This window comes from Jatrophihabitans telluris (assembly GCF_023516435.1).
Taxonomy (GTDB): domain Bacteria; phylum Actinomycetota; class Actinomycetes; order Mycobacteriales; family Jatrophihabitantaceae; genus Jatrophihabitans_A; species Jatrophihabitans_A telluris.
The window spans coordinates 1,086,038-1,110,235 of record NZ_CP097332.1 but is presented as its reverse complement, the minus strand read 5'-3'; the positions used below and the strand labels follow the sequence as shown (position 1 = coordinate 1,110,235).

Sequence of the window (24,198 nt, the reverse complement as noted above, 5' to 3'; positions counted from 1 at the left end):
CGCGGTCAGAGCCATCGGCCACCGATCATCACCCGGCGCAGAGCGAAGTTCTCGTCCAGCACGACCAGATCGGCGTCGAGGCCGACCGCGATCGCCCCGCAGCGCCCGGACAGTCCGAGCACCGCCGCCGGCACCGACGACGTCGCCGAGACCGCCTGGCCGACACTCATCCCGAGGGTGAGTACCGCCCGGCGGAAGGCCTCGTCCATCGTCAGCGTGCTGCCGGCCAGGCTGTGCAGTTCGGGCAGCCGAGCCTGCCCCTGTCGCACCAAGACACGCTGGTCGCCCAGGCTGTACTCCCCGTCGCCCACGCCGGTCGCGCTGATCGCGTCGGTGATGAAAGCCAGCCGGTCACCGGCCGAACCGGCGACCAGCCGGGTGAGCGCGTTGTGGACGTGCACGCCGTCGTTGATCATCTCCAGGTAAGCCCCCGAGTCCAGCGCGGCGACCGCCGGTCCGGGCTCGCGATGGCTGAAGCTGCCCATCGCGTTGAACAGGTGCGTGGCCAGGCTCGCACCGGCTTCGAATCCGGCCATCGCCTGGTCGTAGCTGGCGTCGGTGTGACCGACCGCGGCACGCACACCGCTGGCCACCAGCTCACCGATGAGCTCGATCGCACCGGGCAGTTCGGGCGCGACCGTCATGGTCGCCACCGACCCTTGGCCGGCTTCCAGGAGTTTGCGCAGCACCAGCGGATCGGGGGCGATGAGGTTCTCCGGACGCTGCGCACCGCAGCGGGTCGAGTTCAGGAACGGCCCTTCCAGGTGGGCACCTCCGACCGTCCCGTCCGCGGTCAGCGCCGAGACCCATTGCAGCTGCTCGGTCAACGCCTCGACCGGCTGAGCCATCAACGAGACCAGCGTCCTCGTCGTGCCATGAGCACGGTGGAAGGCCACCGCCGACGCCATGTCCTGCGGCCCTCGCGTGACGTCGAAACCGCCGCCGCCGTGCACGTGCAGATCGATGAACCCGGGCACGATCCAGCCATCGTGGAGCCGCACGACCTCAACGGCGCCGCTCGACGGTGCGAGGGCAGCGATCGATGGTGCGGCGGCGGCGAGCTGTCCGCCGTCCGGGGACGACGAACCGACCTCGGCAATCCGGCCGTCGACGACGCGGACCTGGCCGGTGGCGAGTTCGCCTTCCGGAGTCACCACCCGGGCTCCGGTCAGCACGATGTCGTTCATCCCTTGACCGCTCCCGCCGTCAGGCCGGCCGAGATCCGGCTCTGGAACAGCACGAACAACGTCACCACCGGCAGCGAGGTCAGGGTCGCCGCCGCCATCAGGCCTCCGTAATCGGCGCCGTGCGTGGGACTGGATTGAAACACCAGCAGATAGATCATCGACGTCTGCTTGCGATTGTCCAGCAGGAGCGTGTTCGCGAGGACGAACTCGTTCCAGGCCAGGATCCAGCCGTAGACGCCCGTTGCGATGAGACCGGGTGCGACCAGCGGCAGGATGATCTTGTAGAACGTCTGCCAGCGACTGCATCCGTCCACCAGCGCGGCCTCGTCCAGTTCGATGGGGATGTTGGCGATGAAGGTGCGCAGCGTCCAGATCGTGTAGGGCATGGTGAACATCAGGTACGCCAGCACCAGGCCGGTCAGGCTGTTCTTCAGCTGGAACCGGTCCAGCAGCAATGACAGCGGAATCGCCAGCGCCAGCAGGGGAATCATCTGCACGATCAACACGGCGAAGATGAATACCTTGCGGCCGGCGAAGCGGAACCGCGCGATGGCCAGCGCCCCGAAGAAGCCGATCACGATGCTGATGAGGACCGCGCTGATGGTCACGAGGGCGGTGTTGAGCAGGTTGCGCCGGAAGATCTCGTCACCGAGCACCTCGCGGAAACCACGCAGCGTGGGATGGGTGACGACGAACAACGGAGTCGTGCGGTTGATGTCGCTACTCGTCTTGAACGCGGTCAGCAGCATCCAGTAGATGGGAAAGCCCATCACGATCGAGACGAGCACAGCGACCAGGTTCCAGCCACCGGTGCGGTACTGCTTGCGTGAGAAGCGACGGCGACGCACGGCGACGGATGGTGTGTGCGGTGCGCTCGTCGCCGCCGCGGCGCCCGTGCGGACGGTGGCGGTCACTGCGCGTCCCCGATCCGGAACAGCTGCCGGATGTAGACCACCATCACCACGAGCAGACACAACATCATCAGCACCGCGATCGTCGCCCCGTCGTTGTAGTGGCTGCTGCCGATCCCGTTTGCGTACAGATAGATTCCGAGCGTCTGGTAGCCGGGTTCCGGGTGCCCGTTGCGCATGAACCAGATCTGGTTGAACACCCCGAAGTCCCAGATCACCGACAGCGTCGTGAGGATGACCAGCAGCGGAGTGAGGTAGGGCAGCACCACGCTGCGAAAGGCTTGCCACGGGCTCGCGCCGTCGCAGGTGGCCGCCTCGAGAATCTCCCTGGGAATCTGCGTGATTCCGGCGTGCAGGGAGATCGCCAGCAGCGGGATCGCGCCCCAGACCACGACCGCGGTGATGACGGCCAGGCCCTGGTGAGGATCGGCGAACCAGTCGTGGCCGGCCAGGTGGACTCCCGGCAGCGCATCGAGCAGGTAGTTGACCGCGCCGTACTGGTTGGAGAACAGCCAGTAGAACACTTGGGTGGAGACGGTGGACGGGACGGCCCACGCGAACAGCAGGACCGCCACGAGCAGCACCCGCGCCCACCGAGAGACCCGGTTGAGCAATAGCGCCAGGGCCATCCCGATCAGCAGGCTCAGCCCCACGTTGATCGCGGTGAACACGGCGGTGCGGACGGCCACCGTCCAGAAACCGGAGTCGCTGAGGATCCTGCTGTAATTCCTCAGCCCGACATACGGGCTGTTGGCGCCGCCGTGGAACAGTGCGTACTTGCCCGACAGCTGCTGCTGAACCGACAGCTGGACGATCTTGACCAGCGGCCACCCCACTACTGCGGCCAGCACCGCCGTGGCGGGCAGGATCAGCAGATACGCAAGGCGGGGGCGCCCGGGCCGCCGGCGCTTGGCCGACGGTCCGGGCGCGACCGTGCCGGGCAGGACGCTCATCCTCAGCCGGCGGCGTTCAGCGTGCTGGCGACCTGACCGTCGGCCGTGGCGGCCGCAGCGGCCACGCTCGACTTTCCGGTGGCGATCGATTCGAGCATGTTCTGCAGGATGTTGTTGCTCTCCACGCTCGCCCAGTTCGGGGTGTTGGGAACGAACCAGGTGTTCTTGGCCGCCTCACCGGTCGACTGGTTGGCCTGCGCCTGCTTCTCATACACGCTCAGCAGCGAGGTGGTGTTCGGGATCGCGAACTTGGCCAGCGCGGTCTGGCTGGTGTTGTCGGTGAAGTACTTCACCCACTGTGCGCCCAGACCGGCATGGGGGGCCTTGGCCGGCACGGCAAGGTCGGAGCCTCCGAGGAAGGACGGCGTGTACTGACCGGCCGCGGTGCCGGGCATGGGGAAGGTGGACAACACCGACGCGAGTTTCGGATTGCCGGTCTTGGCATCGGTGACCGTCCCGACCTCCCAGCCGTTACCGGCGATGGCGGCGACATGACCCTGCGCCATGATGGCGTCCTGGTCCGATTCGTCCTTGGTCGCACCGCCGGTGGAGTACTTCGTGGCCAAGGTCTGCCACTGGGTCAGGCCCTGTTGTGCCTGCGCGCTTGACAGCTGTCCGCTCCACTTTCCCCCGCTCTTGTCGGCGATCTTGCCACCGGCGCCGTAGACGAACGACATCGCGGCGTACCAGTACTTTCCCGGCATGTAGAAGGCGGAGAAGTGGGAATCGCCGGCGTTGGCGGCCTTGACCTTGTCCAGGTCGGCGTTCAGTTCCGCGATCGAGGTCGGTGGCGTGGTCACGCCCGCCTTGTCCCACAGGTCCTTGCGGTAGATGACGACGCGGCTGCCGGCGTAGTACGGGATCGCCATCAGCTTGCCGTCGGAGGAGGTCCCGGACTCAGCCAACCCCTGCAACCAGCTGCTGGAGTTCTCGAACTGGCTCTTGGCCGAGGTCAGGTCGGTGAAGGCGCCACCGGCGATGTAGGACGCGGTCTGGGTGTTGCCCAGCTCGACCACGTCCGGGACGCCACTGGTGCCGGCGAAGGTCGAGTCCAGCTTGGTGGTGTAGTTCGACCACTGCTGCCACTGCACGCTGACCTTGGCGCCGGTCGCAGCCTCGAAACGCTGGGTGGCCTGGTCGACGACGGCCGGCCAGCCCTTCTGAGCATCGCTCTGCAACCAGACGGTGATCGTTTTCCCTTTTCCGTCGGTGCTCAACGTGCTCTTGCCGCCGGAGGACTTGTCCGACGAAGAGTTGGAGCTGCACGCGGTGGCCGTCATGGCCACCGCCGCTGCCAGGACGATGGCGCCCGCTACTGTGCGCTTCAAGCTTGCCTCCACGAGTGTGCCGGGCCTCGGCGTGGACGAGGCCCAAACCAATGATTGGTTTAGACGAATTAGAGTATTGGCCTAGACCATTTTGAGTGTCAAGAGCTGGACGTCTCACGAAATGAGACCGTTATCGGCTCAAGCGGGTCGGTCCGGGTCGCTAGCGGGTCGCTAGCGGTTGAGCGCGGCCCGCAGCGACGGGGCGGCGGCGGCCTTCGCCCGGGCCGCCGCCGGGTCGAGACCGCTGACGATGACCAACACTGCCGCACGAGCGTTTCCGCCACAGTCCCGCAAGGCGCGTTCGGCACGCTCGGGGGCGCAGCCGGCGATGTCGGCGACGATGGCGGCCGCGCGTTGCTCGAGTTTGGCGTTGGCCGCGACCACATCGATCATCAGATCGCCGTGGACGCGCCCGCTGCGGGCCATCGCCGCGGTGGTGAGCGCGTTGAGAGCGACCTTCTGCGAGGTTCCGGCCGTGAGCCGCGTCGAGCCTTGCAACACCTCGGCGCCGACGAGGACCTCGATGCCGACCTGGGCACGGGCCACCAGCGGCGAGCCCGCTCGGGTGACCACCGCGATCAGTGCGCAGCCGAACGCGACCGCGGCCTCGGCGACGGCCAGGGTGTAGGGCGTACTCCCGCTGGCCGCCACCGCGATGACCGCGTCCCGGGGCGTGAGGGCCAGTTCGGCCACGTCGCGCCGAGCGCCGTCCACATCGTCCTCGTCGTCGTCGGTACCGTTCAGACCACCGGCGACCCGACAGAGAATCTGCTTGCGGGACAGGCCGAAAGTGCCGGGCAGCTCAGCCGCCTCGGCCGCCGCGATGCGTCCGGAGGTGCCGGCGCCGACGAAGATCAGCCGACCACCGTGGCCCAGACACTCCGACAGCAGCTGCGCGCCCTCGGCAATCGCCGGTACGGCCAGGCGCGCCGCCGGAACCACCCGGGCCTCCGCGTCCAGCAGCAACATCACCACCTCCTCGCTGGCCAGCAGGTCCAACTCGGGACGCCTCATCGGGCACCACCGCCGGCCAACAGGCGCGCCGCGGCCGCGAGCAGACCCGGCGAGACACCACGGGTTCGGATGAGCGCGGCCGCGTCGAAGGTCTGGCTCGGCCACCCGGCATCGACCACGCACACCGCGCGCGACCGATCCTGGTCGCCGCCGAACCCCGCGGCCGGTTCGCCGGCGAGGGCGAGGATTCGTCGCTGCCAGGGTTGGCCGAGCACGTCGCGCACGAGCACGACGAGGTCGCGGCCGGCGGCCCGGCGCGCTATCGCCGCCACGTCGCTGGACTCGGTGACCTCGACGGTGTCGGTGCCGCTCAGCAGCGCGCTCAGGGGCCGGCCGAGCGACCACGGAAGCTCACCGGAGGCCATGCCGCCGGGCGTACGGCACTCGATCACCAGCGGGCGCCGCAGCGTGGGCACCGTGCCCAGCACCTGCAGGCAACGGTCGGCGAGCGCGTCCGGCTCGGCGGCCAGGGCGCCCGGCCCGCTAGCCGAGAGCGGTTCGCGCGAGGGCGGCGTGAGCGAGGGCGGCGTGAGCGAGGCAAGGTGTGATGTGCGCTCGGCCGCGTCGGCCAGTCGCTTCTCCGACAGGCGACCCTCGTCGAGCGCGGCAGCCGCAGCCGCCGGGAGGGCCGAGACCAGTTCGGGGTAGTCGAGCGCACCGGTCTCGACGGCGTCCGCGCCGGCGATCAGCGCTTGGACGAAACCCTCGACCATGCCGAGGTTCGCCGACACGGCGCGCATTTCCAGTGCATCGGTGAACACGGTCCCGTCGAAGCCCAGTTCGCCGCGGAGGAGATCGGTGGTGATCACCGGGCTCACCGTCGCCAACCGGTCCGCGTCGAGGTCGGGCACCAGCAGGTGGCCGGTCATGACCGCTCGTGCCCCCGCTTCGATGCCCGCGCGGAACGGGACCAATTCGGTGTCGGCCAGTTCGGCTCGGGTCCGCTTCAGCACCGCGACCTCGTGATGGGAATCCGTCGCGGTGGCCCCGTGGCCGGGAAAGTGCTTCAGACAGGCGGCGATCCCGCTCGATTGCAGACCGCGCACCGCTGCCGCCACGTGCCGGGCCGCGACGTGCGGATCGGCACTGAAGGAGCGGAGCCCGATCACCGGATTACCTGGATCGGAGTTCACGTCCGCGACCGGCGCCAGGTCCAAGGTCAGTCCCGCCTCGGACATCCGCTGCCCGATCGCCGCGTAGACCGCCTCGGTGGTGGCCGGCTCATCGAGGTGACCGAGCGCTCCGGCTCCGGGTGAGGCACTGCCCCGACCGGTGTCCAGGCGAGTGACCTCCCCGCCTTCTTCGTCGATCGCCAGCACGAGCGCCCGGCCGCCCGCGGCCGAACGCAGCGTCCCGGTCAGGCGCGCTACCGCTGATCCCTCGCCCAGGTTCGAGCCGAACAACACGACCCCGCCAAGACCATCGGCCAGCGCGTCGAGCAACCAGTTCGGTGGCACCGGGCCGACGAAGCTGAGCAACAGCGTGGACAGGGTCAGCCGGCGAATGTCCGGATCGATCGTCACAGGGTGGCTCCGAGCATAAATGGACTAGACAACTTTGACAGTCTGACCCGAGCGCGCCGCCCTGGTCAATGCCGCGGCCCCGACGTACGGGCACGTCACCGGTGACGTTGCCGTGCCAGGTACCGATGGCCAATGATGATCCCAGCGAGGTACGAATTCCGGGAGCCGGCGTCCGAACCCCGGCTACGTCCACCGGACGTCCCTCCCGCCCACCATGCTGTCGGACCATGAGGCCCATGATGTCGTTGCTCGACTGGCTGTCCACACACGACCCGGGATACTCGGCGCTGCGACGTGCCACCCGGACCGCGATCGTGATGCCGAGCTTGTTCGCGCTGGGCACCCAGGTGATCGGCAACGGTGAGGTGGCGACCTTCGCCGCGTTCGGCTCGTTCGCGCTGCTGTTGCTCGTTGACTTCTCCGGCCCGATGCGCGAACGGCTGCAGGCCCAGGTGGCGCTGTCGGTCGCCGGCGCGGTGCTGGTGTGCCTGGCCACCCTGGCTTCCCGGTCGGTGTGGCTGGCCGCCGCCTCCATGACGGTCGTCGGCTTCGCGGTGCTCTTCTCGGGTGTGGTCAGCTCTGTGCTCGCCGGGGCGACCACCTCCCTACTGCTGGCCTTCATCCTGCCGGTGTCCTTGCCCGGCGCCGCGTCGGCCATCCCGGACCGCCTCGCGGGTTGGGCGATGGCCTCAGCGGTGTCGTGGTTGGCGATCGCGCTGTTGTGGCCCGCTCCCGCCCGTGACGCGCTGCGCCAGCCGACCATCGTGGCCTGCCGAGCCCTGGCCCAGCGACTACGAGCCGACGTCGCGTTCGCATTGGCCGGCGACCAGCCGGACCTGGAGATCCTGGCCGAGGACCGTCGCCAGAACATCGCCGCCGCCTCCGACGCGGTGGCCGCCGTGCACCGCAACTTCCTCGCCACTCCGTACCGGCCGACCGGCCTGTCCACCGGGGCGCGATCGCTGGTGCGGCTCGTGGACGAGCTGAACTGGCTGCAGAGCATCGTGGTGCAGGCCGACTCGATGCCGGGTCCGCGGCCCGACAGCCCCACCCGGCGCCCTGCCTGCGCGGTCAAGCTGGCCGCCGCCGACGTGCTCGATCGTGGCGCGGATCTGCTCGGAGCAATCGGAGCAAGCAGCACCGGGCCCGACGCGCTGCATCAGGCGACGAAGGCGCTGGAACACGCCGTGACCGCCGTCGAGCGCTCCGCGACCACCACCCTGCCGGTGCGCCGGTTGCCGGCCGCCACGGCGCGGACCGACCCGCGGGGGTCCGGCGAGCTCGAATCCGACGAGCTGGAGTTCGTGAGCGCGCTCGACCCGAGCTTCCGGGCGCAGGAGTTGAGCTACGCCGTCGGCCAGATCGCCCGCAACATCGACCTGACCGCGGCGGCCGAACGCCGTGGCTGGCTGGAGCGGTTGCTCGGGCGGCAACCCGCCGGCATCGGCGGCACGCTCGCCTCGGCGGGTGAACGGGCCGGTGCCCACGTCGAGCGGCACTCGGTCTGGTTGCACAACAGCATCAGGGGGGCCGTCGGCCTCGGCCTGGCGGTCTTCATCGCCAACCGCACCGGCGTCCAGCACTCCTTCTGGGTCGTGCTGGGCACCCTGTCGGTCCTGCGGTCCAACGCGCTGAACACCGGCCAGAACGTCCTGCGTGGACTCCTCGGAACGGTGGCCGGGTTCGTGATCGGCGCCGTGCTGCTGGCCGTCATCGGCACCAGCCCGACCGTGCTGTGGGTCCTGCTGCCGATCGCGATCCTGCTCGCCGGCGTCGCGCCGGCGGCGATCTCGTTCGCGGCCGGCCAGGCCGCCTTCACGCTCACCCTGGTCATCCTGTTCAACATCATTCAACCGGCCGGCTGGCGAATCGGCCTGCTGCGGGTCGAGGACATCGCGCTCGGCTGCGCCATCAGCCTGGCCGTCGGGTTGCTGTTCTGGCCGCGAGGCGCCAGGGCCGCGTTGCGAAGGGCCCTGGCCGAGGCCTACGTCGACAGCGCCCAATACCTGGTCGACGCCGTGGAGTTCGGCCTGCAACGCTGCGACCCAGCCGCGGGCCCAGCCCGCACGGCAGGCCCGAGCGCCGAGGCGGTGCGCGCCGCCGCGGCCTCCCGCCGGCTCGACGACACCTTCCGCGGTTACCTCGCCGAGCGTGGCGCCAAGCCGCTACCGCTGTCCGAGGTCACCAGCCTGGTGACCGGCGTTGCCGGCTTGCGGCTGGCGGCTGATGCCGTGCTGGACCTGTGGCAGCGTGATGAGGGCGAACCCGACGGAGACCGCGCGGTGGCGCGCAAGCAACTGCGGCTCGCGGCCGAGCAGGTTCGCGACTGGTACGACCGGCTGGCCGCCAGTCTGCTCGGGGACGGGCCCCCGCCGGATCCGCAGGGCCACGACAAGCGCGCCGACGCCCGGCTGGTCGAGGCGGTCCGGCACGACCTGGCGGCCGCGGACGGAACCGCGAGCCCCACCGCGGTACGGATGATCTGGACGGCCGAGCATCTGGACGCCGCGCGCCGGTTGCAGCACAGCATTGCCGGGCCCGCCCGGACCGCCGTCGCGGGATCGCGATTTGCGAGGATGGTGCCGTGACCGTGCGCGCACTGGCGCTCGTCGGTGATCCCTGGCACCCCACCAAGCGGGTTTCGGCTTTTCTGCGCGGCCTGTCCGGGCTGGACCTGCGATGGCCCGGCGGAACGGCTGATGCACTGACCGATCTGCCCACCGACTGCGACCTGGTGATCCTGGCCAAGGGAAACCACCTCGGTGACCAGGACGAGACACCGTGGTTGCGCGGGCCGGAGGCGGGCTCGGCGCTGGTCCGCTTCGTGGAGTCGGGAGGAGGCCTGCTGGTACTGCATTCGGGCACCGTCGGGTATCAGCAGGCGCCGTTGATCCACGCGCTCATCGGCGGGAGGTTCATCGATCATCCACCCATCGACGCCGTGACCTTGCTCGGCGCCGGCATCGAGCGGGGAGAGCCGCTCGGGTTGACGGATGAGTTCTACCGGATCGAGCTCACCGACGTGACGGCCGAGCTCACCGCCTCGCTGCGGTGGCCGGGACCTCAGCCGGAACAACTGGCAGGACATCCGATCGAGCCCAGCGAGGACGAGGTGCAGCCGGCCGGCTGGCGTCGTCGCCAACGCGCGGGCCGGGTGGCCGTGCTGACTCCCGGGCACACCGACTCGACCTGGGCCGAGCCCGCCTTTCGCGCGTTCGTGCAAGCCGAGGCGCGCTGGGCCGCCGGATCGGCTGATGCCGCCGGGTGAGCTACCCGGCGCGGGGCCGGCGGAGCTCGGCGGTCACCACGAGGTTGTCCAGGTAACTGCCCTTGCTCACGTCGAAATCGCCCGTGCAGGTGATGAGGCGGACAACGGGCAACGGGCTCGGGCCGTAGACCGCATCGGTGGGAAAGGACGCCTTGGCGTAGCGAGCAATCGTGACGACCGTGAAGTGGCGTGTCGCCCCGCGATCGTCGGTCACCACCACGTCATCACCCACCCGCGCCTGGCTGAGGGCGAAGAACACCGCCGGCCCGGACACCGAATCCACGTGACCGGCGATGATGGCCGGACCGACCGCACCGGGCCGGATTCCCTTGGCGTACCAGCCCGCGCGTGCGTACTCGGTGGGAGCCTGCAGCGTGCCGTCGCTGAGCAGACCGAGTGCCTGCAGCGAGCTGCGGATCTGCAGCCGTGGCACCGAGACCAGGACCGGCAGGCCGGGTCTGGCCGGCGCGACGGTGGGCGGTGCAACCGGAATGGTCAGCGGCGTCTCGCTCAGATGAGACGCACCCGCCGAGGTGGTGAGGTCCGGCGAGACCGACAGCGGGCGGATCGTCGGCGTGTGGGACTGGAGCGCGGGCAACGTCATTCCGACGGTCGAGGCGCCGTCGTCAGGCTGCGGGTTGCCGGTGAACAACATGACCGCAGTCAGTGCGACCAGGCCGGAGAAGACCGCGATCAGCAGCAGCAGATGGATACCACCGACCGTCGGCAGGCCTGGTCGGCGGCCGCCGGACGGTTCAGCCGAGTGCGCGGACATGGCGGGCGGACCAGCGTGTGCGGACCCTGCCGTCGAGCCACCACATCGTGGCCACCGCAGCGAGGATCATGAGCATGACAAGGGCTTTTGCGACCGGCGAGGCGCCCCGGTGGACCAGTTGGACGGCCGTTCCGCCGGCCCCGGCGGGCACGGCATCGATGGGCAAGGTGCCGGAGGAGGACGAGTCCAGCAAGGTCCGCATGGTGATGCCGGCACTCTTGCCGTCCAGCACGAGGATCGAGGTGATCTGCCCACTGCGGATGGACACCGGGGTCACGGCCTTCACCGTCGGCGTGGACGCCGAGACCGCCTCCACCTGCCAGGAGCCGGCCGGCAGGGTCGCGTACTGGGTGACGGTGGCGAAGCGCGCGTCCGGTGCGATGACCGTGCCGTCGGTTGAGGAGACCTTGGCCACCGGCGCCCGGCTGGCGGCCTGGATGACCCGAACCCGTCCCCGGCCGGCCGGCGGCGTGGACAGGTCGTCGGAGATCACCACGCCGCGCACGGAGGAACCGGCGCCCACGCCGGCGACGGTGTAGGCCGTTCCCGACTTGGCGTTCAGGGTCCAGCTCAGAACCGCCTTGCTCGTCGGTGACGCGCCCGCGGGACGCATCGCCACGGTGTAGACACCCGGCGTCAGGGCCTGGTAGGAGCTGACGGCGCCGTAGCGAACGTTGCTCAGCCAGACCTGGCGGCTCGGACTGCCCGAGAACGGGCTGAGGTAGACGTCCACCCCCGGGGTCGTCGGTGAGAAGTGGGCCGCACGGATGACCGCATCGGACGCCTTGGCCGGGGCCAGCGGCTCGGCCGAGGCCGAGCCGGCCACGCCGAGCACACCCGCGGCGGTGACGAGCATCGTCAGGGTGGCCGCGCTGACCGCCGCCCAAGTCCGGGAACACAGCGAAGGCGACATCAGTGAACTCCTTGCCAGGTAGGAATATTCAGGGTGTGCGGACGCTGATTCCCCGGCACCGTCCAGCCGTGGCGGCCCATCAGCCACCGACCGCGACGATGGGGGCGATGGCCGGATCCCAGGTGAGCCGGACCTTGTGCTGGGAGATCGTGGTGACTTCCGAGGGCCGGTACGGTGCGATCATCGAGGCCAGGGTGCTCTGGATCAATTGCGGGTCGCTGGTGGCGATGACCACCGAGCGAATCGGCAGTCCGGCCCGGTGCTCGGCGACGTCCACCGTGGGATCGGACACCGTGATCAGATCCGTTCCACCCAGTACCGTCAGGACATTCTGCACCCGAAGGTCGATCCGTCCGGCGGCCAGCGCGGACCGGGTGGCCCCGTCGGTCTGCACGTTGGCGTTGAGCAGCAGCTCCTGGCCGCCCTGCTTGCGCAGCGTCGTGTCGGTCCTGAGGTCCGCGCGTTCGGCGGCGACGCCGTTGGGAAAGATCTCACGCACCGTCGGGGCGTACCGGTCGGTTCCGAAGATGGCCAGCGGCAACGACTTGTCGAACAGGTGGGTGTGCTGGGCCGAGGAATCGCGACCCGGAACGTCGAAGAGATAGTCGATGGAGGCCAGCGGAATGGTGGCCGCCGAGGCGAAACTCCAGCTCTGGGTGAACCCGCTGGAACGCAGCGCCGCGACCGTGGTCCGGTCGGTGACGATCACCGCCTCCGCAGGCAGGTAGGTACGGGCCCATGTCATCATCGCCGTCAGCCTCGCGTTCGCGGGGTTGACCGGAACGGTCGTCGACACCGGTGGTGCGGTGATCGTTCGCGGGTGAGAATTCCCCTGCAACTTCAGGGCAATCGGAACCGCAACCGAGCAGGCGAAGGCGGCGACGGCCAGCGCCAGGGGCCAGCGGCGGCGCGGATTGCGCGCCACGGGCGCCGGGCTCGGCGCGGCATGCGGTGGCGGTGGCAGCGCAGGTCCCGGCGGCGGGGGCGGGGACGGCTGGGGACTCGGCTGGGGACTCGGCTGGGGACTCGGCTGTGCAGTCGGCTGCGGACTCGGCTGTGGACTCGGCGGCAGATCCGGTACGGAGCGCAGCGCCGGCGCCGGCTCCAGAATGGGCGCTGGCGTCGGCTCCGGAATCGGATCTGGCGTCGGGCCTGCGCCCGTCAGTTCCGCGAGCAGGTCGTCCCGAGGCGGAGCGACGATGTCCCCTTCCGGGACGGGCGGAATGACCACGCGGAACCGGCGCCGCCGCGGGGCGCTGGCCAGCCGATCGAGCACCGCGGCGTCCACCGCCCGGCGACCGACCTTGATCTGGATCCGGTTGTCCGGAAAATCAGGGTCGTCGGAGGGGGCTCGGGTGCCCGGCCCGGAGCTCATGGGAAACTCCCGGCCTCCGGTGGTGCCCCCCGGTCACCGGTGGGCACCCGAGCAGCGATCCCGCCTAGGACCAGGTCCAGCCCGCGAGCGAACGATTCAGCGGGGGACACAGAGTGCGCGGCGGAGAAGAGCTCGGTCAGATAGGGGTATTGCTCATCGGAGACGGTGTCCATGAGATAACGCGCGCGGACGTTCAGCTGAGCCGGGGAAGGTGCCGTGCGGCTGCGTCGCTGGACCCGCACCGATCCCGCCACGAAGGCCAGGAGGGTGTCGAGCAGCTGGGCCGCGTCCGGCAGGCTCAGGCCCTCGTCGACCAACAGCCGGAGCGCGGTCTCGACGAAGCGCAGACCGGCCGGCCCGCTCGGCGTCCGCGAGCCGATCAGCTCGACCAGCCACGGATGAGCCTGGACGGCCTGGTGGGTGGCCACGGCCAGCCCACGCAGATCAAGCTCGGGTATCTCGATCTCGGCCAGGGCCGCCTCGAGCATGATGTCGAGCAGTTCGTCGCGGGATTGCAGGTACTGCTCCATCCGGTTACCGGGCACGCCCAGCCGGGCTGCGACCCGTTTCACCGAGATGGCCTGGAGACTCTCGTCCTCGGCCAAGGCGAACGCCGCGCGGGCGATCTGCGCGGTGCCCAGCCGGTGCTGCCGGTCGCGGGACATCGGAGGGGTCCGATCCCAGATCATCCGGAACTCGTCCAGCGGGGCGGCGGTTGCTGTGGCCATCGAGGAATCTCCTTGTCATCGTGTGGCAAGCGGCGCCGGTGGCGTGGGACCGGACAGGTGTGCCGGTCCCACGCCACCAGGGTCGATCAGTGCTGGGTACGCCGCCGCGGCAGAGCCAGAGCGCCGAAGCCCAGCAGAACCAGAACACCCGCACCGGAAAGCAGCATCGGCACGCTGGCTCCGGTGAACGCGAGGGCGGTCTCAGCGATCGCGGCCGCACCGACCACCGACGGCGCCATTGCCGCCGGCACCCGGGTCTCGCTCACTGCCTCGACCTGGGTCTGAGCGGGCGGGTTGGTCGTACTGGTGGACCCGCCGTTGTCGCTGCCCGTCTGACCGCCGGTCGTACCTCCGGTGGTACCGCCGGAGGTCCCGCCACCGGAGGTCCCGCCACCGGAGGTGCCGCCGCCGGAGGTGCCGCCGCCGCTGGTGGGTCCACCGGATCCGCTGTCGGACCCGCTGGTCGCCCCGCCACTGGCGCCGGAGTTGCCGCCGGCTCCCGTGGTTGCGGTCGAGGTCGCGGTGGAGGTGGCCGTCGCGCTACCGGTGTTGCCACCGGTGCCGTGGTTGCTCACCGAGGCGTCGCCGGTGTTGCCGCTGGTGGTGTTGCCCGAGGCGCCGGCCGTAGCCGATCCCGAGGTTCCGCCACCGGCTGTGCCGTCGACCGAACCGGAGTCGCCCGAGGTGACGGTCACGTCCTGCGCGCCCGTCCCACCCGAACCGTCCGAGTCCTCTTCGCTGACCGTCACCAGCGTCACCGGGCCGAAGCCCGCCGAGCCGCTGACGTCACCGGTGTCGCCCGACTGACCCATCACGACGCCGCCGTCGGCGTTGCCGCTGATGGCCACGACGATCGGTGTGGAGACCGCGTCGCCGCTGGAGCCTGAGGTGGCATCGCCCCAGGTGTCGGTGCTGGAGTCGCCGCTGCCGGCCCAGGCCGAGGAATCGGCCGAGGAGTTGGCGTCGCCGGACCAGCCGGCGTCACCCGTCATCCCGGAGTCCGAGTCCGAACTGGACGAACCTCCCGCACCGGACCCGCCGGAACCGGCATCGCCCGAGGCGCTCATCCCGGTAGCCGCTGCCGGCCCGGACGCGCCCGAGTTGCCACCGGCGCCAGAGGTTGCGGTCGAGGTCGCCGTCGATGATCCGCTGGCCGCACCGGTGTTGCCGCCGGTGCTGCTGTTGGCCACCGTCGCCGACCCGGTGTTGCCCGAGGTGGTGTCACCCGAGGCCGTGGCACTGGCCGCACCGGACGTACCGCCGCCGGCCATGCCGCTGACGTCACCGGAGTTGCCCGAGGCCGCCTCGACCGTGCTGGCTCCGGTACCGCCACTGTCGGACGAACCCGAAGCCGCGCTGCCGTCGACCCAACCGGTGTAACCGGAGGCGCCGAGCACGACACCGCCGCCGGCGTAGCCGCTGCCCGCACCGACCAGCGGGGCGGACAAGGCCGCGCCGCTGTCGCCGGACGTCGCGTCGCCGGAGGTGTGGGTCCAGCTGTTGCCCGATCCCGCCGAGCCCTGCGAATCGGCCGAGGACATGGCGTCGCCGGAGCTGCCGCCGGCGCCGGTGTCACCGGAGTCGGCCTCAGCCGAGGACGAGCCGCCCTCGCCGGAGCCACCGCTGCCCGAGGTACCGGTGTCACCGGAGGAGGTGGTGTCGGTCGCCGTAGCCGGGCCGGAGTTGCCGGACATGCCGCCCGCTCCGGTGGTGGCGGTCGACGATCCCGTGCTGGTGGCCGTCGCCGAACCGGTGTCGCCACCGGTGCCGGAGTTTCTCACCGACGCCGCGCCGGTGTTGCCCGAGGTGGTGCCACCCGAGGCCGTCGCGGTCGCGCTTCCGGATGTTCCGCCGTCGGCCGTGCCGGTCACCGCGCCGGAGTCACCGGACAGGGCACCGACCGAAGCCGCTCCCGAACCGCCCGAGTCGCTGGAGCCGGACGAGGCGGATCCGCTGACGTCACCGGTGTAACCGGATTCGCCGAGGACGGCGCCGCCGCCGGCATCACCCGAACCGGCCAGCACGATCGGCGCCGAGATCGCATCCCCGCTGCCGCCGCTGGTCGCCGAGCCGTCCACGCAGGTGACGCTGTCACCGCTGCCGGCTGAACCGGAGGAGCTGGCGCTGGAGTCGGCCGAACCGGACCAGCCTCCGTCACCGGTTGAGCCGGAAGTCGCTTCAGCCGAGGAGTCACCGCCGGCACCGGAACCTCCGGTGCCCGCGACGGTTCCGGTCCCGCCGGTGTCACCCGAGCTGGACCCGGCGGTCGCCGAGGCCGGTCCCGAGTTGCCCGAGGCGCCACCCGCGCCGCTGCCGGCGGTCGAGGACGCGGACGAGGCCGCGTTGGCCGAGCCGGTGTCGCCACCGGTGCCCGAGTTGGCCACCGACGCTGCGCCGGTGTTTCCGGATGTGGTGTTACCCGACGCGGTCCCGGTCGCGGCACCCGAGGTACCGCCGCCGGCCGTGCCGCTCACCGCGCCGGAGTCGCCCGAGCCGGCCTGGACGTCGGCGGCACCCGTGCCGCCACTGTCCGAGCTGCCGGAGTAGGCGTCACCGGAGACGTCGCCGGTGTTACCGGAGCTGCCCAGGACCTCGCCGCCCCACGCGCTGCCGGAGCCGGCCAGCACGATCGGAACCGAGACCGCCGAGCCACTGTCACCGGAGTACGCGTCACCCGAGGTGCTCGTGTACGAACTGCCGGAACCGGCCTCGCTGCCCGAGTCCGCGGAGGAGGACGCATCGCCCGAGCTACCACCGCTGCCGGTGTCGCCCGAAGCCGCTTCGGCCTCGCTCGAGCCACCGGAGCCGGACCCGCCGGTGCCGATGTCCGAGGTCGCGCCGCCGCCGGTCGAGCCAGAGCCCGTGGTGTCCGTCGCCGTCGCCGCGCCCGAGGCACCCGAAGCACCGCCGGCACCGGAGGTCGCGCTGGAACCGGCACTGGAGCCCGCCGCCGCGCTACCGGTGTTGCCGCCGGTGGCCGAGTTTCCGACCGTCGCCGATCCGGTGTTGCCCGAGGTCGTGTTGCCCGAGGCAGTGGCCGATGCGGCGCCGGACGTGCCACCGGCAGCCATGCCGGTCACGTCGCCGGAGTCACCGGACTGACCGGTGACCGAGCTGTCGCCGCTGCCGCCACCGCCGTAGGTGTCGCCCGACGCGCTGCTGCCCGAGACCCACCCGGTGTCACCCGAGGCGCCTTGGACGCTGCCGCCGCCGGCCTGGCCACTGAGGCCCACCACCACCGGGGCGGAGTAGACGTCGCCGCTGGAACCGGAGGTCGCGTCACCGGACACTGAGGTGTCGGAGTTGCCGCTGTAGGCCGAGCCGGACGAGGCCGCCGACGAGTCGGCACTACCCGAGTCGCCGCCGGAGCCGGTGTAGCCCGAGGCGGCCTCGGCCGAGCTGTCGCCGCCCGCTCCGGATCCTCCGGTGCCGTTGGACGTGCCGGAGCCCGCTGTGTCGCCCGAACCGCTGCTGTCGGTGGCCGAGGCGGCACCTGAGCCACCCGAGGCGCCACCGGCGCCGGAGTTGGCCGAGGACGTCCCGGTCGAGCTGCCCGTGGCCGAGCCGCTGTTGCCGCCCGTCCCGGTGTTGTGGGTGGAGGCGTCACCGGTGTTGCCCGAGGTCGCGTTGCCCGAGGCGAGCGCGGTCGCGCCACCCGAGGTACCGCCACCGGCCGTCCCCGTGACGCTGCCGGAGTTGCCGGACAGGAGCGTGACCGAGCTGGCGCCGGACCCGCCGCCGCCGTAGGTGTCACCACTGCCGCCCGAGCTGCCCTCGACCCCGCCCGTGCTGCCGGAGTAACCGATCACGCTGGCCCCGGAGGCGTCGCCGCTGACGGCGGTCACGACCGGTGCGGAGTAGACGTCGCCGCTGTAGCCCGACGTCGCGTCGCCCCACGTCGAGGTGCTGGTGTCGCCGCTGGTGCCCGACCCGCTGGAGCTCCCGCTGGAGGTCGCGTCGCCGGACGAACCACCGCTGCCGGTGTCACCGGAGGCGGCGTCGGCGCCGCTGCTGCCACCGACACCCGAACCGCCGGTGCCCGCTCCCAGATCACTGCCGCCGGTCATCCCGGACGAGCTCGAACCGGTTGCCATGGCCGGTCCCGATCCGCCGGAAGCCCCGCCGGCACCGCTGCCCGCGGTGGAGGTCGCCGTGGACGAGCCGCTCGCCGCACCGGTGTTTCCGCCGGTGCTCGAGTTGCCGACCATGGCCGAACCGGTGTTGCCACTGGTGGTGTTGCCCGAGGCAGTCGCGCTGGCCGCACCGGTCGTGCCGCCGGTGCCGCTGCCGGTCACGCTGCCGGAATCACCGGAGACGAGCACGACGTCTACCGCGCCCGACCCCCCGCCGCCGTAGGTGGAACCCGACCCGCCGACGTCACCGCTGACGCTGCCCGTGGCACCGGATTCGCCGTAGACGAACGCGCCGTCGGCGCTGCCGCTGGACGCGGTGACGACCGGGGCGGACCAGGCGCCGCCGCTGTCGCCGGACGTGGCCGAGCCGCCGGTGCTGGTGTCGCTGCTGCCCGAAGTGCCGTCAGCCGAGGACGTCGCCCCCGAACTGGCCGAGCCGGAGTCACCGCCGGCGCCGGTGTAACCCGAGGCCGCACCCGCGGCGGAGTCGCCGCCGGCGCCGGAACCGCCGGTGCCGTTGGAGGTGGCGCTGCCGCCGGTGTCACCCGAGCCGCTGCCCGAGGTCGCCGTCGCCGGGCCCGAGGCGCCCGAGGCGCCGCCCGCTCCCGAGGTCGCGCCCGAGGTCGCACCGGAGGTGCCGGTCGCCGCGCCGGAGTTGCCGCCCGTGCTGGAATTTCCGACGCCGGCGTTGCCCGTGTTGCCACTGGTCGTGTTGCCCGAAGCCGTCGCGGTCGCCGCACCTGAGGTGCCGCCCGTGCCGGTGCCGTTGACGTCGCCGGAGTTGCCCGAGGTCAGGACCATCGAGATGCCGCCCGAGCCGCCGCCGTCGGTGGTGCTGCCGGTGGAGCCGATGCTGCCGTAGACGTCGCCGGTCGAGCCGGAGATGCCGATCACCGCGGCGCCGCCCGCATCACCGCTGGACGCCGTGACTTCCGGAGCCGAGTAGGCGCCGCCGCTGGAGCCGGAGGTCGCGTCCCCGCTGGTGCTCGTGCTGGAGCCGCCGCTCGTGGCCGACCCGCTGGAGGTTGCGCCGGACGTCGCGTCACCGGAGTAGCCACCGTCGCCGGTGCTGCCGGATCCCGCGCCCGCCTCGGTAGCTCCGCCGGCCCCGCTGCCGCCGGTGCCGATCGCGCTACCGCTGCCACCCGTCGAACCCGAGGACGACGTTGCGCTGGCGGTGCCGGCACCGCTGGCTCCGGATGCTCCGCCGGGCCCGCTGGTCGCGCCGGACGTGGCGGTGGACGATCCGCTGGCCGAACCGGTGTTGCCGCCGCTGCTGTGATTGCCCACGGTGGCGCTGCCCGAGTTGCCGCTGGTGGTGTTGCCCGAGGCAGTCGCGCTGGCCGCCCCGGTCGTGCCGCCGGTGCCGCTGCCGGTCACGCTGCCGGAGTCGCCGGAGGTCAGTTCCATGTAGATGCCGCCGGAACCGCCGCCGCCGCTGGCGTCACCGGTACCGCCGATCGAACCGGAGACGTTCCCGGTCGCGCCGGATTCGCCATAGACGAGCGCACCGTCGGCGCTGCCACTGGACGCCACCACGACCGGAGTCGACGTGGCCGAGCCGGTGTCACCGGACGTGCCGCTGCCCGAGGTCGAGGTGCTGGAGTTGCCGCTGGTCGCGCTGCCTTCCGAGCCCGCGCTCGAAGTGGCCGATCCCGAGTCTCCCCCCGAGCCGCTGTCCCCGGACGACGCGCCCGCGCTCGCGGTGCCCCCGTCACCCGAGCCACCGGTGCCCGACGCGCCGCTGCCGCCGGTGTCGCCGGAGGAGCTGCCCGAAGTTGCCGACCCGGCCCCGGTTGCGCCCGAGGCGCCGCCGGCCCCGCTGGTCGCTGTGGAGCCCGCCGTGGACGTTGAACTGGCGTTGCCGGTGTTGCCTCCGGTGGAGGAGTTGCCGACCGTCACCGATCCGCTGTTGCCACTGGTGGTGTTGCCGGTGCTGGTCGCGGTGGCCGCGCCCGTGGTGCCACCGGTCCCGGTCCCGGTCACGTCACCGGAGTTGCCGGAGTTGAGGATCATCACGATCCCGCCGGTCCCGCCGCCGCCGGTGTCGCTGGTGGTGTCGCCGTTACCGGAAGCCATGCTTCCGCCGCTGACGCCACCGTTGACGCTGCCGGTCATACCGGAGCTGCCGATGACGAGCGCCGCGATGGCATCGCCGGTGAACGCACCGACCCCGGGGCTGGAGTTGGCGTCGCCGGTGGTGCCGGAGGTGGCATCACCGGAGGTTGTCGTCGAGGAATCCCCGCTGGTGGCGTGCGATCCCGATCCGGACGCCGAGGACGCCGAACCCGAGCTGCCGCCCGATCCGGAGTCGCCGCTGCCGGCCCCGGAGGCCGCGCTGCCGCCGGAGCCGGAGCCGCCGGTGACCGCCGCTACCGGACTGACCTTGCCCGCACCGGCACCACTGCTGGCACTGCCGGCGTGGGTGGCGCTGGATCCGCTGCCGGAGCTCGCGGAGCCCGAGCCGCCGCTGCTGCCACCGGAGCCGGAGTGTGAGGACGATCCGGCCGTCCCGGATCCGGTCGCACCGGACGCTCCACCGGCGCCGGAGTGGGCGCCTGAGGTCGAGGACGAGCCCGAGCTGGAATTGCCGGTGTTTCCGCCGGTGCTGTGGTTGCCCACGGTGGCACTGCCGGAGTTGCCGCTGGTGGTGTTGCCCGAGGCGCTGGAGGAGGCCGAACCGCTCGTCCCGCCGCCGCCGCTGCCGGTGACCGAGCCGGAGTTGCCGGAGCCGGCGTTGATCACGGTGCCGCCCGAGCCGCCTCCGCTACCGCCGCCGGAACCGCCCGAGCCGGAGTTTCCGCTGGCGCTGCCCGAGGTACCGGACCCGCCACTCACCGTGCCGCCACCGGCGTCACCGCTGATCGCGGTGCTCGTCGGTGACGAGTCGGCGTCCCCCGAGGCGCCGGACTGAGCCGACCCCCCGGTGCTCGTAGAGGAACTTCCGCTGGAGGCCGACGAGCTGGACGTCGAGGACGAGGTCGAGCTGCCGGAGCTGCCGCCCGAACCGGTGGCCCCGGACTTGGCGGTGCTGCTGGCGTCGCCGCCGGCCCCGGAGCCGCCCTGTGCGGCGGCGTTGTTGGCGGCGTGCAGTTGAGCCGCCATGACGAGTTCGAAGATCATGATGAGTGTCCATTCTCCCTTTTCCTGAAAGGGACCCTGAGAACGGTGGATGATGGGAGGAGCGCGGATTCGGTAGCTGGATACCGGTCGAGGTCAGGTGAGTTCCTGATCAAGTGAATTCGGTCAAGTGAGGAGCAGCGGACGACTGCGACACGATGACTGCGGGCCTTCGGGGGCGGCCGCTGAGTCAGGACCGCCATCGTCGTCGTCGACGGTGCGAAGTCGCCAAGGCCACGAGCAGGACCATGCCGAGGACGATGAACGGCAGCGCCACCAGCGCCAACACGGACATCCCCGACTGGTTGGCGGCCCTGGGGACCACATCCGGACGGGGGCCCAGGGCCAGAACCTCGGCCGTCGGCGCGGGACCGGCCTGCAGGACCGGACCGAACGCGCCCGCGATCCCGCTCGCGCTGCTCGTGGTGACGGTCCTGGCCGTGGCCGGCCGGTGCGACGTGGCCGGGACGACGGCCGGCCGGCTGGAACCTGCCGGTGGCGCAGCCGGGTCGGTCAACGGCCGCGAGGTCACTGATTCCCCTTGGTCGATCAGGGATTTCGTCGGCTTGTGCCCGGGCTTGTGACCACCGGTGTCCACCCGCTGATGCGATGGCTGGGACGGGTCGACGACGGTACCGCCGCCGGTGCTGCCGTCCTTCTTCGGACCCTTGGCGATGCTGGTCACGGCGCCGGCCTGACCGGAGTGGGTGCTCACCGTGACCCAGGTCGTGAGGTCGACGGCGACCGCGAAGGCATCTCCGGTATCCCCGGACTTGCCGACGACCTTGGCGCCGGTCCCCGGCTTGACCCCGGTTCCGTAGGCGGTGGCCGCGGCTCCGCCACTCGCGCCGGAGGTGGCTTGCACGGTCGCGTCGGTCCCGGCGCCGGCCAGGGCATAGCTACTGCCGGTGTTGCCCGACATCGCCTGGGCCAGACCGCTCGTGGCCGTGGTGCACTGGGCGCAGGTGGCGGCGGCGCGGCCGGAGTCGCCGCTGCTCACCGTGGTGCTGGCCTGTTCGGATCCGATCGATATTCCGGCGGTGTCACCGGTCGAGCCGCTGATAGCGACGGCAAGGGGAACGCTGCCCTGGCTGCCGGTGGTGTCGGCGCTGACCGTATCGCCGAGCTGGCCGCTGGCGGCCGAGGCCGTGGCGGGCCCGGCTGCGGTCAGTGAGATTCCGTAGGCGCGGCCGGTGTTTCCGGCGATGGCGCTGACCTGGTGGACGCTTCCCGCGGCGGTGGCATCACACCCCCGCGACGATCCACGGCTTGCCGCAGCGGTGGCGTCGGATCCGGCCGACAGTGCGATCGCGGTCGCGGTCCCGACCAGCCCGATGCAGCTGGCTGGGGCGGCGATCGTGGCCGAGGCGGTGCCGTCGAGAGCGACGGCGATGGCGACCGCGCAGGCTGGGCTTGCGGCACAGCTGCTGAGCGGACCGGTCGACACCAGCTGCAGCGACACCGAGGTACCGGCGCCGGTGAAGGCGGCCAGCGGATCCAGATCCGCGGCGCGCTGGCCGTTGGCGGTGATCAACGTACTGATGAGTTGCCGCACGGCTACTGAGAGTTCTTGCGAGCCAGGGACGTGCGGCGCGACCCCGGGGACCGCGGCCCCCGGTTGGAAGATCGTCGGAAGCGCGCTGAGGGGCGAACCGCTACCGACCCCACCGGAGGCCGCGGTGGCCTGCGCCGGGCCGTTGCCCGAGAAGCTGACCGTCAGGACGTCGCCGGTGTGGCCGGCGACCCCTGCGGTCGGGAAGTCGACCGCCGGTGCAGCGCTGGCGCTGGCCCGGCCGCCGAAGCTGACCGAGATCGCGGCACTGCACCGGCAGGCATCGACGTTCCAGCCCAGACTCTGCTGCACGAAGGCCGAAACCGCGGCATTCATTGATGATTCCGACGCTACGGTCTGCGGCGCCGAGGGCGTGGTGATCACCGGCGTGGTCGCCCCGCCGCTGTTGCCCGATCCGCTCGCGGCGGAGACGCTCGGGTCGGAGGCCGGTGAACCCGACACCGCGGGCGTGGACGGCGGGCTGCTCAGCGTCACGCTCGGCGATGCCGATGCCGATGCCGATGCCGAGCCCGATGCCGAGCCCGAGGCCACGCCGGGCGACGTGGCGCCGCCCGCCGAGCCCGCGACCGGCGCGGAGGACGTGGCGGACACCGAAACCGGACTGCTCGTGGTGGCGCTGGCCGCGGCTGCTTCGCTGCCGGCCGAACTCACCGACACACCAGCGGTGGAGGCGCTGGCCGCAGGTGTCGCAGGTGTCGCGGGTGTCGTAGCGGTCGGGCTGCCGTCGGCAGCCGGGTTCATCGGAGCGGCCGAGAACATGGCGGCGGCCCCGGGCTGAACGGCACTCGTGGTGGCGCCCGTGGCGGCGGGCGATCGAAAGATCAGCCCCGTGCACACGAGCAGCACCATTGCACCGGCCGAAAACCCGGCACGGCGCGAGCGTGAGCCCAGCCGAAAAGTCCCCATGAAAATCCCCGTTACCCCGTTACAACCACCGCGCAACGTACTGATTCGACGGTCGCTAGCTGGCTGTCAATTTGGGATGTGAGCGAACGATAAATCACGCGAAACAAATCCGCAACAGTCTTCGCGATTGCGTTTCGCCTTATATCAAAAGGGCATTAATGCCCGACCGTGCGCCCGGTCCGTGTGAGGTCGGACCCGGTCCCATGCCTTTGGCCAAGCCTTTTCTCGATATCAACCCCGTATCAAGAAACCGTTTTCTCCCGCGGATCGACCCTCACTGACACCAGGATGAGTGGACACATGCTTGGGCCAGTGTTTAGGAAACGGCATGACTCTGGGGCCGGCGACGTCTGCTTCGACCTATGTGAAGACGCAGTAGGCGTACGGTCACGACTTGAGTGTTATCTGGTCCGCTTTATGGCGTGATGAAGTAACAATTATTTGACCTGCCGTCTGCAATCCGATCACATGCGCTCATGCGAATCTCTTCG

15 protein-coding genes are annotated in these 24,198 nt (G+C 71.1%); 3 read left to right on the top strand and 12 right to left on the bottom strand.

Features of this window, described 5'->3' with window-relative positions; genetic code table 11:
- Nucleotides 1–5: 5 nt before the first annotated feature.
- The 6 genes from nagA to M6D93_RS05285 form a co-directional block, all read right to left on the bottom strand.
- Nucleotides 6–1,187: an N-acetylglucosamine-6-phosphate deacetylase gene (gene nagA, locus M6D93_RS05310; protein ID WP_249773320.1), complete on the bottom strand. Its 1,182-nt coding sequence runs from the start codon at nt 1,185–1,187 to the stop codon at nt 6–8.
- Nucleotides 1,184–2,101, bottom strand: coding sequence for a carbohydrate ABC transporter permease (locus tag M6D93_RS05305; protein WP_249773319.1), 918 nt, complete (start codon nt 2,099–2,101; stop codon nt 1,184–1,186). The genes nagA and M6D93_RS05305 overlap by 4 nt, the downstream gene beginning before the upstream one ends.
- Nucleotides 2,098–3,051: a carbohydrate ABC transporter permease gene (locus M6D93_RS05300; protein ID WP_249773318.1), complete on the bottom strand. Its 954-nt coding sequence runs from the start codon at nt 3,049–3,051 to the stop codon at nt 2,098–2,100. Before M6D93_RS05300 ends, M6D93_RS05305 begins: the two co-directional genes overlap by 4 nt.
- 2 nt (nt 3,052–3,053) lie before the next feature.
- On the bottom strand, nt 3,054–4,379 hold the full coding sequence (locus M6D93_RS05295; protein ID WP_249773317.1) for an extracellular solute-binding protein: 1,326 nt from the start codon (nt 4,377–4,379) through the stop codon (nt 3,054–3,056).
- A 171-nt stretch (nt 4,380–4,550) separates the two neighbouring features.
- Nucleotides 4,551–5,393, bottom strand: a complete 843-nt coding sequence (locus M6D93_RS05290) for an N-acetylmuramic acid 6-phosphate etherase (protein WP_249773316.1) — start codon at nt 5,391–5,393, stop codon at nt 4,551–4,553.
- Nucleotides 5,390–6,916 (bottom strand): glycoside hydrolase family 3 N-terminal domain-containing protein, encoded by a 1,527-nt coding sequence (locus M6D93_RS05285; protein WP_249773315.1) that lies wholly within the window; start codon nt 6,914–6,916, stop codon nt 5,390–5,392. Before M6D93_RS05285 ends, M6D93_RS05290 begins: the two co-directional genes overlap by 4 nt.
- A gap of 227 nt (nt 6,917–7,143) precedes the next feature.
- Between M6D93_RS05285 and M6D93_RS05280 the strand changes: the two genes are divergently transcribed.
- Nucleotides 7,144–9,504, top strand: a complete 2,361-nt coding sequence (locus tag M6D93_RS05280) for an FUSC family protein (RefSeq protein ID WP_249773314.1) — start codon at nt 7,144–7,146, stop codon at nt 9,502–9,504.
- Complete coding sequence (locus tag M6D93_RS05275; protein WP_249773313.1) at nt 9,501–10,184, top strand: ThuA domain-containing protein; 684 nt, start codon at nt 9,501–9,503, stop codon at nt 10,182–10,184. The genes M6D93_RS05280 and M6D93_RS05275 overlap by 4 nt, the downstream gene beginning before the upstream one ends.
- A gap of 1 nt (nt 10,185) precedes the next feature.
- Here the strand turns inward: M6D93_RS05275 and M6D93_RS05270 are convergent, their stop codons facing one another.
- From M6D93_RS05270 to M6D93_RS05245, 6 genes are all read right to left on the bottom strand, one after another.
- The gene (locus M6D93_RS05270; protein WP_249773312.1) at nt 10,186–10,959 is read right to left on the bottom strand and encodes a class F sortase; all 774 of its coding nucleotides are present in this window, start codon (nt 10,957–10,959) and stop codon (nt 10,186–10,188) included.
- Complete coding sequence (locus tag M6D93_RS05265; RefSeq protein ID WP_249773311.1) at nt 10,940–11,872, bottom strand: DUF4397 domain-containing protein; 933 nt, start codon at nt 11,870–11,872, stop codon at nt 10,940–10,942. Before M6D93_RS05265 ends, M6D93_RS05270 begins: the two co-directional genes overlap by 20 nt.
- A gap of 79 nt (nt 11,873–11,951) precedes the next feature.
- Complete coding sequence (locus M6D93_RS05260; RefSeq protein ID WP_249774256.1) at nt 11,952–13,247, bottom strand: hypothetical protein; 1,296 nt, start codon at nt 13,245–13,247, stop codon at nt 11,952–11,954.
- A complete protein-coding gene (locus M6D93_RS05255) occupies nt 13,244–13,975 on the bottom strand; it encodes a TetR/AcrR family transcriptional regulator C-terminal domain-containing protein (RefSeq protein ID WP_249773310.1) in 732 nt (243 codons plus the stop codon). The genes M6D93_RS05260 and M6D93_RS05255 overlap by 4 nt, the downstream gene beginning before the upstream one ends.
- Before the next feature lie 86 nt (nt 13,976–14,061).
- Complete coding sequence (locus M6D93_RS05250; protein WP_249773309.1) at nt 14,062–21,231, bottom strand: beta strand repeat-containing protein; 7,170 nt, start codon at nt 21,229–21,231, stop codon at nt 14,062–14,064.
- Nucleotides 21,232–21,418: 187 nt separating this feature from the next.
- Nucleotides 21,419–23,116 carry a hypothetical protein gene (locus M6D93_RS05245; RefSeq protein ID WP_249773308.1) on the bottom strand — a complete coding sequence of 566 codons (1,698 nt, stop codon included), beginning with the start codon at nt 23,114–23,116 and terminating at the stop codon, nt 21,419–21,421.
- Between the two features lie 37 nt (nt 23,117–23,153).
- Between M6D93_RS05245 and M6D93_RS05240 the strand changes: the two genes are divergently transcribed.
- A complete protein-coding gene (locus M6D93_RS05240) occupies nt 23,154–23,579 on the top strand; it encodes a hypothetical protein (protein WP_249773307.1) in 426 nt (141 codons plus the stop codon).
- Nucleotides 23,580–24,198 lie beyond the last annotated feature (619 nt).

Coding starts and splice junctions, on each gene's coding strand:
- nagA (WP_249773320.1), bottom strand. CDS start 1,187: ATGAACGACATCGTGCTGACCGGAGCCCGGGTGGTGACTCCGGAAGGC.
- M6D93_RS05300 (WP_249773318.1), bottom strand. CDS start 3,051: ATGAGCGTCCTGCCCGGCACGGTCGCGCCCGGACCGTCGGCCAAGCGC.
- M6D93_RS05290 (WP_249773316.1), bottom strand. CDS start 5,393: ATGAGGCGTCCCGAGTTGGACCTGCTGGCCAGCGAGGAGGTGGTGATG.
- M6D93_RS05280 (WP_249773314.1), top strand. CDS start 7,144: ATGAGGCCCATGATGTCGTTGCTCGACTGGCTGTCCACACACGACCCG.
- M6D93_RS05270 (WP_249773312.1), bottom strand. CDS start 10,959: ATGTCCGCGCACTCGGCTGAACCGTCCGGCGGCCGCCGACCAGGCCTG.
- M6D93_RS05265 (WP_249773311.1), bottom strand. CDS start 11,872: ATGTCGCCTTCGCTGTGTTCCCGGACTTGGGCGGCGGTCAGCGCGGCC.
- M6D93_RS05260 (WP_249774256.1), bottom strand. CDS start 13,247: ATGAGCTCCGGGCCGGGCACCCGAGCCCCCTCCGACGACCCTGATTTT.
- M6D93_RS05255 (WP_249773310.1), bottom strand. CDS start 13,975: ATGGCCACAGCAACCGCCGCCCCGCTGGACGAGTTCCGGATGATCTGG.
- M6D93_RS05250 (WP_249773309.1), bottom strand. CDS start 21,231: ATGATCTTCGAACTCGTCATGGCGGCTCAACTGCACGCCGCCAACAAC.
- M6D93_RS05245 (WP_249773308.1), bottom strand. CDS start 23,116: ATGAATGCCGCGGTTTCGGCCTTCGTGCAGCAGAGTCTGGGCTGGAAC.